Source organism: Pantoea sp. WMus005 (assembly GCF_013415305.1).
In the GTDB taxonomy this organism is placed as follows: Bacteria; Pseudomonadota; Gammaproteobacteria; order Enterobacterales; family Enterobacteriaceae; genus Pantoea; species Pantoea rara.
This window is the reverse complement of record NZ_JACBXU010000006.1, coordinates 21,188-34,357: the sequence shown is the minus strand read 5'-3', so window position 1 is coordinate 34,357 and position 13,170 is coordinate 21,188. Positions and strand designations below refer to the sequence as shown.

The following is a 13,170-nucleotide window of genomic DNA, read 5'->3' as shown; positions in this document are numbered from 1 at the left end:
CTCAGTCTTCAGAAGTTATCAGGGCGGCATGAGCCGCCCGTTGGGTCTGACCGGACCGCTGTCCGGTCAGGGTCGGTCAATTACTGATAAAGCGCTTTACCAGAACTGTCTTTGATGTTGGCTTTCCAGGCGGCGCGAATCTGCTCAGTTACGCTCTCTGGCAGCGCAGCATAATCCAGTGCCGTGGCGGTTTTGCTGCCTTTCTTGTAAGCCCAGTCAAAGAATTTCAGCACTTCAGCGCCTTTGGCCGCATTCGCCTGATCTTTGTAGATCAGAATGAAGGTGGTTGAGGAGATTGGCCAGGCATCAGCGCCCTTCTGGAAGGTCAGATCCTGGGCGAACGATTTACTCCAGTCAGCGCCTTTCGCGGCATTACTGAAGCTGGTCTCGCTTGGTTCGACCGCTTTACCATCGGCATCGACCAGTTTGGTGTAGGTCAGGTTGTTCTGTTTGGCATAGGCATATTCCACGTAGCCAATTGAACCTGGCAGACGCTGAACAAACGCAGCGACGCCGTCGTTGCCTTTGCCGCCCAGACCCACAGGCCAGTTAACGGTGTTGCCTTTACCAATTTTGCTGTTCCAGTCCTGGTTTACTTTCGCCAGATAGCTGGTGAAGACGAACGAGGTGCCTGAACCATCCGCGCGACGCACCACGTTAATGTTGGTCTCTGGCAGTTTCACGCCCGGGTTAAGTTTAGCGATTGCCGGGTCGTTCCACTTTTTAATGGTACCCAGGTAGATATCACCGACGGTTTTGCCATCCAGCGTCAGCTGGCCTGACTTGATACCCGGCAGGTTAACCGCCAGTACCACGCCACCGATCACGGTAGGGAACTGGAACAGGCCATTTTTCTGCAGATCTTCATCTTTCATTGGCGCATCGGACGCACCGAAATCAACGGTTTTGGCGATAATCTGTTTAACGCCGCCAGAAGAACCGATGCCCTGGTAGTTAATTTTGCTACCGGTGGCTTGCTGATATTCTGCTGCCCACTTGGCATAAACCGGTGCCGGGAACGTCCCGCCTGCGCCCGTGAGATCGGTGGCCGCAAAAGCAGATACCGCGCTTACGGCGAAGGTGGTGGCGAGGATTCGGGCTACGGTGCTACGCATCAGTGTCATGTTCCCTCCAGGGGAGAAAAGTCAGGCTTGGGGCCGTTTTAGTAAGAGTCTGTGATTGCTGCAGGAGGGAAAATAGGACAGTTTGATGACAGTGAAATGTATGAAATATGACAGTTATATGACAGAGAGCCAGAATGAAGTGGGCCCGCGACGGGGCCCACCAGGTTATTCCACGGTAACCGATTTTGCCAGGTTACGCGGCTGATCGACGTCGGTGCCTTTGATCAGGGCGACGTGATAGGAGAGTAACTGCAACGGCACGGTGTAGAAGATAGGTGCAATCACCTCTTCAACGTGCGGTAACGGAATAATCTTCATTCCGTCACTGTCGCTGAAGCCTGCATCCTGATCAGCAAAGACATAAAGCAGACCGCCGCGTGCGCGCACCTCTTCGATGTTGGATTTAAGCTTCTCCAGCAGTTCGTTGTTAGGTGCCACTACGATCACCGGCATGTCAGCATCAATCAGCGCCAGTGGGCCATGTTTCAGCTCACCTGCGGCGTAGGCTTCCGCATGAATGTAGGAGATCTCTTTGAGCTTCAGCGCGCCTTCCATGGCAATCGGGTATTGATCGCCACGACCCAGGAACAGTGCGTGATGCTTGTCAGAGAAGCCTTCAGCAAGATTCTCAATCAGCTTATCCTGCGCCAGCATCTGCTCAATCCGGTTAGGCAACGCCTGCAGTGCATGAACGATCTCCTGCTCTGTCCCGGCAGGCATGCCTTTCAGACGGCCCAGTTTCGCCACCAGCATCAGCAATACTGCTAACTGGGTGGTGAACGCTTTGGTAGAGGCGACGCCGATTTCGGTACCCGCTTTAGTCATCAGCGCCAGGTCAGATTCCCGCACCAGTGACGAACCGGCCACGTTACAGACCGCCAGAGAACCCAGATAGCCCAGCTCTTTAGAGAGACGCAGCGCCGCCAGGGTATCTGCCGTTTCACCCGACTGAGACAGGGTGATCAGCAGACTGTTTTTGCGCACCGCTGACTTGCGATAGCGGAACTCGGAGGCGATCTCCACATCACAGGGCAGGTTAGCCAGCGACTCAAACCAGTAGCGTGACACCATGCCGGAGTTATAGGAGGTGCCACAGGCGATAATCTGGATATGCTCCACCTGGCTCAGCAACGCTTCTGCGCCCGCGCCCAGCTCGCTGAGGTCAACCTGCCCCTGACTGAACCGGCCACTCAGGGTGCTTTTCAGCGCCATTGGCTGCTCGTAGATCTCTTTCTGCATGTAATGACGGTAAATACCTTTGTCACCGGCATCATATTGCAGGTTCGACTCGATCTCGGCACGCGTCACGGTATTGCCTTCACGGTCAATAATCGTGATATCACGACGACTGATCTCGGCGATATCACCCTCTTCCAGATAGATGAACCGACGAGTCACCGGCAGCAGGGCCAGCTGATCCGAAGCGATAAAGTTTTCACCCATACCCCGGCCAATCACCAGCGGGCTGCCGGAACGGGCTGCCACCAGCAGTGACGGATCGCGACTGTCCATGATCACCATGCCATAAGCACCGCGAAGCTGCGGAATCACGCGCAGCACCACTTCACGCAGTGAACCGCCCTGCTTCTGCTCCCAGTGAACCAGATGCGCCACCACTTCGGTGTCGGTTTCTGAGGCAAAGACGTAGCCGCGCTCAATCAGCTCAGCGCGCAGTGGCTCATGGTTTTCAATGATGCCGTTGTGCACGATGATGATGTGCTCAGAGATGTGCGGATGCGCATTCGCTTCTGACGGTTCACCATGGGTTGCCCAGCGCGTGTGCGCGATGCCGGTACCACCAATCAGCGGTTGCTGTTCAGCGGCTTCCGCCAGTTTTTGTACTTTCCCTAACCGCCGCAGGCGCGTGACGTGCCCCTGACGATCGACGACGGCCAGACCGGCCGAATCATATCCGCGATATTCAAGACGACGCAGACCTTCCAGCAGAATCTCTGCGATATCGCGTTGTGCTACTGCACCAACAATTCCACACATAATGATGTTTTCCTGACTACATGGCTTTTCGCCACTTCTGTTGTCATGCGACCTGATATCCGGCTTTGCCGGTTCCCCGAGCCTTGTAGAGAGTGGGGATTATAGTTTTGGCACTGCACTGCATCGGCCCGCATAAAGCGGGCCGTTAAAAATTTTATTTTTTCTTCACCGGACGTTGCCAGTCTGCTTTGTGATTCTGTTCTTTGCGGTTATAGACCAGACCGGCCCCGGTCACATCTTTCATGATGGTGGTGCCTGCCGCAATGGTAGTGCCTGCCGCGACGCTCACCGGCGCCACCAACTGCGTATCTGAGCCTACAAATACATCATCGCCAATCACAGTTTTAAATTTGTTTGCGCCATCATAGTTGCAGGTGATTGTGCCTGCACCGATGTTCACGTTGTCGCCAATCTCCGCATCACCCAGATAGGAGAGGTGACCCGCTTTCGATCCTCTACCCAGACGCGCTTTCTTCATTTCGACGAAGTTGCCCACGTGGGCGGCGTCGGCCAGTTCGCTGCCAGGACGCAGGCGGGCAAATGGCCCGACGGTACAGGCGGCGGCGAGATTAGCATCCTCGATCACCGTATAGGGGCTGATTTCACAGTCATCGCCAATCACGCTGTTTTTGATGATGCACCCCGCGCCGATTTTTACACGCGAGCCCAGCGTGACCTTGCCTTCGATAATGACGTTAGTGTCGATTTCGACATCCCGTCCATGCGTCAACGTTCCACGCAGGTCGAAACGCGCCGGATCGCGCAGCATCACACCGGCCAGCAGCAGTTTTTCCGCCTGTTCAGCCTGGTAAGTTCGCTCTAATGTTGCCAGCTGCAGCCGGTTATTCACGCCATCGGTTTCACTGATGCGGGCCGGATGGACCGCGTTGATCACCCGACCTTCCTGATGCGCCAGCGCGATAATATCGGTGATGTAATATTCACCCTGCGCATTGTTGTTGGTGAGCTGCGCCAGCCAGCGTTTTAAATCGCCGCCATTGGCGATCAGAATGCCGGTGTTGATCTCTTTAATAGTGAGCTGCGCCGGGCTGGCATCTTTCTGTTCGATAATGCCGGTGATGGTGTCGTGTTCACGCACAATGCGGCCATAGCCGGTAGGGTCATCCAGTACCACGGTGAGTAAGCCGATGCCGCCCTGCGGTTTTGCTTCGCGCAGACGCTGTAACGTTGCCTGAGTAATCAGCGGCACGTCGCCATAAAGCATCATGATATCTTCATCATCTGCAAAAGCAGGCGCAGCCTGCTGCATGGCATGACCGGTGCCGAGCTGCTCGGCCTGCAGCACCCAGTTAAGCGTGCTGTCAGTGAGCGTTGCTTTCAGGCGATCGCCGCCGTGACCATAAACCAGATGCACATGCTGTGCGCCAAGCCCTTTAGCGGCATCAATGACGTGCTGAACCATTGGTTTGCCTGCCAGCGTATGCAGAACTTTAGGCAGATCGGAATACATACGGGTGCCCTTGCCAGCAGCAAGGATCACCACACTCATCGCACTGTTAGACATAACTATCCTGAGTGAATTTTTACGGGTGAAAGTAAAACGGTTTGAGGTTGAGATTACTACATTTTTCTCAGGCCGAAATTAGGCGGACAGGCAGATCGGACGCCGCAGACAAAAAAAATGCCAGCCCGAGGGCTGGCATTTCGTGACGCATAAAGCTGGATTACATCGCTTTTTTGGTCAGTTCGATCACGCGCAGTTTAGCAATGGCTTTCGCCAGCTCGGCAGAGGCCTGAGCATAGTCCACGTCGCCGTGGCTACTGTTCATGTGCTCTTCTGCTTTGCGTTTTGCTTCCAGAGCACGCGCTTCATCCAGATCGGTACCGCGAATCGCGGTATCGGCCAGAACGGTGCTGCTGCCTGGTTGCACTTCCAGCACGCCGCCAGAGAGGTAGATATACTCCTCTTCGCCGTGCTGTTTCACGATACGGATCATTCCAGGCTTAATGGCAGTCAGCAGCGGCGCATGGCCAGGGAAAATCCCCAGTTCACCTTCGCTACCTGACACCTGAATTTTCTGTACCAGACCAGAGAACAACTGCTCCTCTGCGCTGACCACATCCAGGTGATAAGTCATAGCCATAATCTTCCTCCCGGGAAACCGTTATTACAGTTTCTTCGCTTTTTCCACGGCTTCTTCGATGGCACCAACCATGTAGAAGGCCTGCTCTGGCAGGTGGTCAAACTCACCTTCCATGATGCCTTTAAAGCCACGGATAGTGTCTTTCAGCGTAACGTATTTACCCGGTGAACCGGTGAATACTTCCGCAACGAAGAACGGCTGAGACAGGAAGCGCTGAATCTTACGCGCACGTGCCACCAGCAATTTGTCTTCTTCAGACAGCTCATCCATACCGAGGATGGCGATGATGTCTTTCAGTTCCTGATAACGCTGCAGCAGTGACTGAACGCCACGCGCAACATCATAGTGTTCCTGACCGACAACCAGCGGATCCAGCTGACGGCTAGTGGAGTCCAGCGGGTCAACGGCCGGGTAGATACCCAGAGAAGCGATCTGACGGCTCAGCGTTACCGTTGAGTCTAAGTGCGCAAAGGTGGTTGCTGGTGACGGGTCAGTCAGGTCATCCGCAGGGACGTAAACGGCCTGTACGGAAGTGATTGAACCGGTTCTGGTGGAGGTAATACGCTCCTGCAACACACCCATCTCTTCTGCCAGCGTTGGCTGGTAACCTACCGCAGATGGCATACGACCCAGCAGTGCAGACACTTCTGTACCGGCCAGGGTATAACGGTAGATGTTATCGATGAACAGCAGAACGTCGCGGCCTTCATCACGGAATTTTTCCGCCATGGTCAGACCGGTCAGGGCTACGCGCAGACGGTTACCCGGCGGCTCGTTCATCTGGCCATAGACCAGAGCAACTTTGTCGATAACGTTTGAGTCAGTCATTTCGTGGTAGAAGTCGTTACCCTCACGAGTACGCTCACCCACACCAGCAAACACTGAGTAACCTGAGTGTTCAGCTGCGATGTTACGGATCAGTTCCATCATGTTGACGGTTTTACCTACACCCGCACCACCGAACAGACCCACTTTACCGCCCTTGGCAAACGGACACATCAGGTCGATAACCTTGATGCCGGTTTCCAGCAGTTCCTGCGAGTTAGACTGATCTTCATAAGAAGGCGCTGCGCGGTGAATAGAGGCAATCTCTACTGCGCTGCCATCTTCTTCTTTCAGCTCGCCTTTCATATCGATTGGCTCGCCGAGAACGTTCATGATACGGCCCAGAGTCGCTTTACCGACCGGAACCTGAATCGGTTTCTTCAGGTCGTTGACGTTCAGACCACGCTTCAGGCCGTCAGACGTACCCATTGCGATAGTACGAACTACGCCGCCACCCAGCTGCTGCTGTACTTCCAGCACCAGACGCGCATCACCATTCATAACCTCGAGGGCGCTGTACACTTGCGGTACCGCGTCCTGAGGGAATTCGACGTCAACAACGGCGCCGATAATCTGGACAATCTTTCCAGTTGCCATCTTGAATCCTCTACCTAATTCCAAACCTGGTTAAACCGCGGAGGCCCCCGAGACGATCTCGGTAAGTTCCTGGGTGATGCTGGCCTGACGAGCTTTGTTGTAAACCAACTGCAGCTCTTTGATCAGATTTCCGCCGTTATCGGTTGCGGCTTTCATCGCTACCATACGTGCGGCCTGCTCACTGGCCAGATTTTCCACCACACCCTGATAAACCTGCGATTCGACATAACGACGCAGCAGGGTATCCAGCAGCGCTTTCGGATCGGGTTCGTACAGGTAATCCCAGGTCTTCGCCTTCATCTCTTCTTCACCTTCCGCTGGCGCTAACGGCAGCAGTTGGGTGATGGTCGGAGTCTGAGACATGGTGTTATTGAACTTGTTACTGACGATCATCAGTTTGTCGATGCGGCCTTCATCATAAGCCTGCAACATCACTTTTACCGGGCCAATCAGATCAGACAGGGCAGGTTTATCGCCCATGCCGCTGACTTGCGCCACGATGTTGCCACCCACAGCACTGAAGAATGACGCCCCTTTTGAACCGATAATCGACAGATCGCTCTGCACACCTTTATCGGACCAGGATTTCATATCTGCCAGTAATTTTTTGAACAGGTTAATGTTCAAACCACCACAAAGCCCGCGGTCTGTTGAAACGACCAGGTAGCCGACGCGCTTCACGTCGCGCTCTTCCAGGTAAGGGTGCTTGTATTCCAGATTACCCAACGCAAGGTGACCAATCACTTTGCGCATGGTGTCTGCATACGGACGGCTGGCCGCCATGCGTTCCTGCGTTTTACGCATCTTGGAGGCGGCGACCATTTCCATCGCTTTGGTGATCTTCTGCGTGTTTTTCACGCTTCCGATCTTGCTTCGTATCTCTTTTGCGCCGGCCATTAGCTTCTCCTCAAAGCCTTGCGGCTTGCCTTTTCAGACAAGCCGCCAGACATTACCAGGACTGGGTTGCTTTAAACGTATCGATCAGGCCTTTCAGCTTCGCTTCGATATCGTTGTTAAAGTTACCCGACTGGTTGATTTCAGCCATCAGCTCAGCGTGGTCGCGATCGGCGAAGGCCAGCAGTGCAGCTTCAAAGCTACCAATTTTTGCCAGTTCAACGTCGTTCAGGTAGCCACGCTCTGCAGCGAACAGAACCAGACCCTGCTGCGCGACAGACATCGGCGCATACTGTTTCTGCTTCAGCAGCTCGGTCACTTTCTGACCGTGGCTCAGCTGTTTGCGGGTTGCATCGTCCAGATCAGACGCGAACTGCGAGAACGCCGCCAGTTCACGATACTGTGCCAGCGCGGTACGGATACCACCAGACAGTTTCTTGATGATCTTGGTCTGTGCAGCACCACCAACGCGGGATACCGAAATACCTGGGTTAACTGCCGGACGAATACCGGAGTTGAACAGGTTCGATTCCAGGAAGATCTGACCATCAGTAATCGAGATTACGTTGGTCGGAACGAACGCAGAAACGTCGCCCGCCTGGGTTTCGATGATCGGGAGCGCGGTCAGTGAACCGGTTTTACCTGTCACTGCGCCATTGGTGAAACGCTCAACATAATCAGCGCTTACGCGTGATGCACGTTCCAGCAGACGAGAGTGGAGATAGAACACGTCGCCAGGGAATGCTTCACGGCCTGGTGGACGGCGCAGCAGCAGAGAGATTTGACGGTAAGCGATAGCCTGCTTGGAGAGGTCATCGTATACGATCAGCGCATCTTCACCACGGTCACGGAAGTATTCGCCCATCGCACAACCTGCGTACGGTGACAGATACTGCAGTGCAGCTGATTCAGAAGCAGACGCCACAACAACGATGGTGTTCTGCAGTGCGCCATGCTCTTCCAGCTTACGAACCACATTAGAGATGGTTGAGGCTTTCTGACCAATCGCAACGTAGACACACTTGATGCCTGAGTCGCGCTGGTTGATGATCGCATCGATCGCCATCGCGGTTTTACCGGTCTGACGGTCACCGATGATCAGCTCACGCTGGCCACGGCCGATTGGAATCATCGCATCGACCGACTTATAACCGGTCTGAACCGGCTGGTCGACTGACTGACGATCGATAACGCCAGGTGCAATCACTTCAACCGGTGAGAAACCGTCGTTGTCGATTGCGCCTTTACCGTCGATAGGAGCACCCAGGGTGTTCACGACGCGGCCCAGCAGGCCACGGCCTACCGGTACTTCAAGAATACGGCCAGTACACTTAACCTTCATGCCTTCGGCGAGGTCAGCGTAAGGACCCATCACCACTGCACCAACCGAGTCACGCTCGAGGTTCAGGGCGATAGCGTAACGGTTACCCGGCAGGGCAATCATCTCACCCTGCATCACATCGGCCAGGCCGTGTACGCGGATGATACCGTCACTTACAGAAACAATCGTACCTTCGTTGTGAGCTTCACTCACGACATTGAACTGAGCAATGCGCTGCTTGATCAGTTCGCTGATTTCGGTGGAATTCAGTTGCATATGCTCCAGTCCCCTTAAGACTGCAAGACGTCAGCCAGACGGTCAAGACGGCCGCGTACGCTGCCATCAATAACCAGATCACCCGAACGGATGATCACGCCTGCCATCACAGACTTATCAATTTTGCAATTCAGCTTAACTTTGCGTGACAGACGTTTTTCCATCGCGGCGCTGATTTTATTCAGCTGGTCGTCACTCAGCGTACTGGCGGAGATAACATCAACTTCAGCGGTGGCTTCATGAGCGTCACGCAGTTCGATGTATTGAGCCAGTACAGCCGGAAGCGCTGTCAAACGTCCGTTTTCCGCCATCACCTTAATCAGGTTCTGCGCGGGTTCATCCAGTTGATCACCACAGACTGCGTTAAACGACGCTGCCAGCGCTTCGGGTGCTAGTGCACCTGAGAGAAGATCAGCCATCTGTTCATTGCGAGCCACTTCTGCGGCAAACGCCAGCATCTGTTGCCAGCGTTCAATACTTTGATGCTCAACAGCAAAGTCAAAAGCTGCTTTGGCGTAGGGGCGAGCTACAGTAATCAGATCAGACATCAGCCCCTCCCTCCTTACAGTTCAGCGACCAGTTTATCAACGATGTCGCTGTTAGCAGCTTCATCCACGGAGCGTTCGATGATCTTCTCGGCGCCAGCCATAGCCAGCAACGCAACCTGCTTACGCAGTTCTTCACGCGCACGTTTGCGTTCGGCATCAATTTCAGCCTGCGCTTGTGTCACGATGCGATTACGTTCGTTTTCAGCTTCGGTTTTGGCTTCGTCCAGAATCTGCGCGCGACGCTTGTTCGCTTGCTCGATAATGACCTGAGCGTCTTCTTTGGCTTTCTTCAGCTGGTCGGTCGCATTAGCCTGCGCGAGATCCAAATCTTTCTTAGCACGTTCAGCAGAAGCAAGGCCTTCAGCAATTTCTTTCTGGCGCTTTTCGATAGCAGCCATAAGCGGCGGCCATACGTACTTCATGCAGAACGCGACAAACAGGATGAACGCGATAGCCTGGCCGAGGATTGTTGCATTAATGTTCACAGCACAATGCCTCTAGATTGAGTATTTAACTTTTCTGCCGTTATCATTGTGATAAGCGGCAGAATCCGTTCACCCTTGCACATTGTGCGCTGAGTGAACACAGGGCTTTAGGCGACAGCAAACATCACGTACAGACCCAGACCAACAGCGATCATCGGGATTGCATCCACCAGACCCATTACAACAAAGAACTGCGTGCGCAGCAGAGGAATCAGGTCAGGCTGACGAGCAGCGCCTTCCAGGAATTTTCCTCCGAGGATGCCGATACCGATCGCAGCACCGATTGCCGCCAGGCCCATCATCACAGCGGCAGCCATGTACAGCAGATCCATATTCAGGTTTTCCATGACAGTCTCCAGTTTGTTTCAGTTAAATGCTCCCTTCATCTCCCGGGCTTCAGCGGTGTGCGCTGTAACCCGGAATCAAGAGGGAAAGTAGTGTTGAGAAAAAAATCAGTGCTCTTCAGATGCCATCGACAGATAGACAATCGTGAGGACCATGAAAATGAAAGCCTGTAGCGAAATGATCAGGATGTGGAAAATGGCCCACGGCACATTCAGCACCCACTGCGACCACCACGGCAACAGACCGGCAATAAGGATAAAGATCAGTTCACCCGCATACATGTTACCGAACAGTCGTAAACCCAGTGATACAGGCTTAGACAGCAGGCTTACACCTTCCAGAATCAGGTTGATCGGGATGAAGATCGGGTGGTTAAAAGGCTGCAGCGTCAGCTCTTTCGTGAAGCCGCCAATGCCTTTCATTTTGATGCTGTAGAACAGAATCAAAATAAATACGCCCAACGCCATAGATAGCGTGATGTTCACGTCTGCAGACGGTACGACGCGCAGCGCCGGCAGGCCTAAACCTTTCTCAGCGATTGTCGGCAGCAAGTCGATTGGCAGCAGATCCATGAAGTTCATCAGGAAGACCCAGACAAAAATTGTCAGAGCCAGCGGGGCGATAAGTTTGCTCTTACCGTGATACATGTCGCGAACGTTACTATCGACGAAACCGACAACCAGTTCGATAGCCGCCTGCATTTTCCCTGGCACACCGCTGGTGGCAGACTTCGCCACGCTACGGAACAACACCAGGAAGATAATTCCCAGCACCATAGAGAAAAACATGGAATCGATATTTAATACCCAGAACGTCGCGGGAGCGTCGTGCGGATTCACTATCTCGAAGGTACGCAGGTCCAACTGAAGATGAGTCAGGTGGTGACCGATGTACTCTTGCGGAGTAGAGATTTCTCCTGCAGCCATGATGCCTCTTACCCTTTGTTGTTAATTACCGCCGGTGCCAGCATTTGAACCACCAGCACCGATAACCAGGTTATTCCGACCGGCCAGAAGACCGCCCTGAACAGACCCAACGCCACAATGAGCAAAATGATGGTCGCAAACACTTTGGCAATTTCACCTAAAGCGAAGCTCCACGCGACTCGCCCCGAAGCGGGGGGTTGCCCCTGCAGGCGCCAGGCTAAAAACAAAAACAATACGTTTGGCAGCCAGGCTGCCGCTCCGCCAGCAAGAGCAGAGACACCCCAGGTGACATCTTTAACAGCAAAGAGTGCGCCGGTGATGACTATTGTCACCAGCTGAATCATCAGCACCGTTCTGGCGAATTTTACACTGTAAAGAGACACTGACATGACGCTGATACTCTCCTGCCCCGTTAGGGGTATGTCGCGTGTCGTATAAGACTGCCTTTGTGCAGTTGAGTCAAGCAGCAAAAGCCGTGCAAATTATACGGGCCGCACCTGCGATTTCAATCGGTAAGTAGCGAAAAGGTGAACAATTATTTAAATTTCTTTCCGGAGGGCTATTTTTCGAAAGATTACCCTTCGGAGATTCACGCTAATCAGACTGAAAATTCACTCGCATCTTGCTTTTAAAGCGTGCTTTAGATCACATAATAAGCACTCACAGCGCACTGAATTTTATCTGTGACCTATTTAAGAACAATCTGTAAAAAAGATTTAATCTTTAAAATCATAATGTTGAAATTATCAAATTGCGTATGCAAGTATGAATTCACAGAAAACGCGCTATTGACATCGAACTGTGCCTGAGAATCATGAAATTGATATTACGCACGCAAAGTTATTACCGCGATATATTTTCCGGCGTGACTACTTTTATTCCGCGACCCGCCTATACAAGTGATATTTCTGATAACTATTTGTGAACCAATCGTTAAATGTAACAGAGCTTTTCGGATAATTTCCGTCTCCGTTTTTAACCTCTGCTGATCCGGGGCTTAATCAAAATCTTTTATTGATAGCGCATAATTTGCACTTTTTTCTTCTAAGTCCGATTAAAACCCCGGCTAGCTGAAGGCCTACTGGTGACGAATGATGACCAGATGACGGTCGCCTTCCAGCTGCGGCACCTGCAATTTTATCACCGCATCGGAGACATAGCCGGCCGGTAATTCAGCAATTTCATCGTCCGGACGGACACCTTTAAGCGCGAAGAAGCGCCCTTCCCTTCCCGGCAGATGATGACACCAGTTCACCATGTCGGTCAGCGAGGCAAATGCACGACTGATTACGCCATCAAATGGCGGCTCAGCCGGAAATGCCTCAACCCGGCTCTGTACCGGGGTGATGTTAGTGAGTCCTAACTCATGCTGAACCTGACGCAGGAAGCGCACCCGCTTGCCCAGGCTGTCGAGCAGCGTAAAGTGCGCATCGGGCATGACGATAGCCAACGGAATGCCAGGTAATCCTGGTCCGGTTCCGACATCAATAAAACGTGAGCCTTTCAGATGCGGTGCCACCACGATGCTGTCGAGGATATGGCGAACCAGCATCTGCTGCGGATCGCGCACGGATGTCAGATTGTAGGCTTTGTTCCACTTATTCAGCAGGCCGACATAGGCAACCAGCTGCTGTTTTTGTTGATCGGAGAGGGAAATACCGGCTGCATTTAGCAGCGACGTGAGTGTGTTGATCACAGCATAAGTCCATTCAGCGGGGGCGAGTCACCT

At 53.2% G+C, this 13,170-nt stretch carries 13 protein-coding genes; all 13 read right to left on the bottom strand.

Going from position 1 to position 13,170, the window contains the following annotated elements:
- Positions 1–80: 80 nt before the first annotated feature.
- The 13 genes from pstS to rsmG all read right to left on the bottom strand — a co-directional run bounded on the left by pstS (position 81) and on the right by rsmG (position 13,137).
- On the bottom strand, positions 81–1,124 hold the full coding sequence (gene pstS / locus HZZ01_RS18430; protein ID WP_136196688.1) for a phosphate ABC transporter substrate-binding protein PstS: 1,044 nt from the start codon (positions 1,122–1,124) through the stop codon (positions 81–83).
- A gap of 165 nt (positions 1,125–1,289) precedes the next feature.
- Positions 1,290–3,119, bottom strand: coding sequence for a glutamine--fructose-6-phosphate transaminase (isomerizing) (glmS, locus tag HZZ01_RS18425; protein WP_179898916.1), 1,830 nt, complete (start codon positions 3,117–3,119; stop codon positions 1,290–1,292).
- Positions 3,120–3,273: 154 nt separating this feature from the next.
- A complete protein-coding gene (gene glmU, locus HZZ01_RS18420) occupies positions 3,274–4,644 on the bottom strand; it encodes a bifunctional UDP-N-acetylglucosamine diphosphorylase/glucosamine-1-phosphate N-acetyltransferase GlmU (RefSeq protein WP_179898915.1) in 1,371 nt (456 codons plus the stop codon).
- A gap of 160 nt (positions 4,645–4,804) precedes the next feature.
- Entirely contained in the window at positions 4,805–5,224 is a 420-nt protein-coding gene (locus HZZ01_RS18415) for a F0F1 ATP synthase subunit epsilon (RefSeq protein ID WP_008926374.1), read from the bottom strand.
- Between the two features lie 24 nt (positions 5,225–5,248).
- Positions 5,249–6,646 (bottom strand): F0F1 ATP synthase subunit beta, encoded by a 1,398-nt coding sequence (gene atpD / locus HZZ01_RS18410; protein WP_179898914.1) that lies wholly within the window; start codon positions 6,644–6,646, stop codon positions 5,249–5,251.
- A gap of 30 nt (positions 6,647–6,676) precedes the next feature.
- The gene (gene atpG / locus HZZ01_RS18405; protein WP_179898913.1) at positions 6,677–7,543 is read right to left on the bottom strand and encodes a F0F1 ATP synthase subunit gamma; all 867 of its coding nucleotides are present in this window, start codon (positions 7,541–7,543) and stop codon (positions 6,677–6,679) included.
- A gap of 52 nt (positions 7,544–7,595) precedes the next feature.
- Positions 7,596–9,137 (bottom strand): F0F1 ATP synthase subunit alpha, encoded by a 1,542-nt coding sequence (atpA, locus tag HZZ01_RS18400; protein WP_003849532.1) that lies wholly within the window; start codon positions 9,135–9,137, stop codon positions 7,596–7,598.
- A 14-nt stretch (positions 9,138–9,151) separates the two neighbouring features.
- A complete protein-coding gene (gene atpH, locus HZZ01_RS18395) occupies positions 9,152–9,685 on the bottom strand; it encodes a F0F1 ATP synthase subunit delta (protein WP_003849530.1) in 534 nt (177 codons plus the stop codon).
- 14 nt (positions 9,686–9,699) lie between these two features.
- Entirely contained in the window at positions 9,700–10,170 is a 471-nt protein-coding gene (gene atpF / locus HZZ01_RS18390; RefSeq protein WP_003849528.1) for a F0F1 ATP synthase subunit B, read from the bottom strand.
- Between the two features lie 107 nt (positions 10,171–10,277).
- The gene (atpE, locus tag HZZ01_RS18385; RefSeq protein ID WP_003849523.1) at positions 10,278–10,517 is read right to left on the bottom strand and encodes a F0F1 ATP synthase subunit C; all 240 of its coding nucleotides are present in this window, start codon (positions 10,515–10,517) and stop codon (positions 10,278–10,280) included.
- A 105-nt stretch (positions 10,518–10,622) separates the two neighbouring features.
- The gene (atpB, locus tag HZZ01_RS18380; RefSeq protein ID WP_179898912.1) at positions 10,623–11,441 is read right to left on the bottom strand and encodes a F0F1 ATP synthase subunit A; all 819 of its coding nucleotides are present in this window, start codon (positions 11,439–11,441) and stop codon (positions 10,623–10,625) included.
- Positions 11,442–11,449: 8 nt separating this feature from the next.
- A complete protein-coding gene (gene atpI, locus HZZ01_RS18375; protein ID WP_179898911.1) occupies positions 11,450–11,830 on the bottom strand; it encodes a F0F1 ATP synthase subunit I in 381 nt (126 codons plus the stop codon).
- Between the two features lie 689 nt (positions 11,831–12,519).
- Positions 12,520–13,137, bottom strand: coding sequence for a 16S rRNA (guanine(527)-N(7))-methyltransferase RsmG (rsmG, locus tag HZZ01_RS18370; RefSeq protein ID WP_179898910.1), 618 nt, complete (start codon positions 13,135–13,137; stop codon positions 12,520–12,522).
- Between the last annotated feature and the right edge of the window lie 33 nt (positions 13,138–13,170).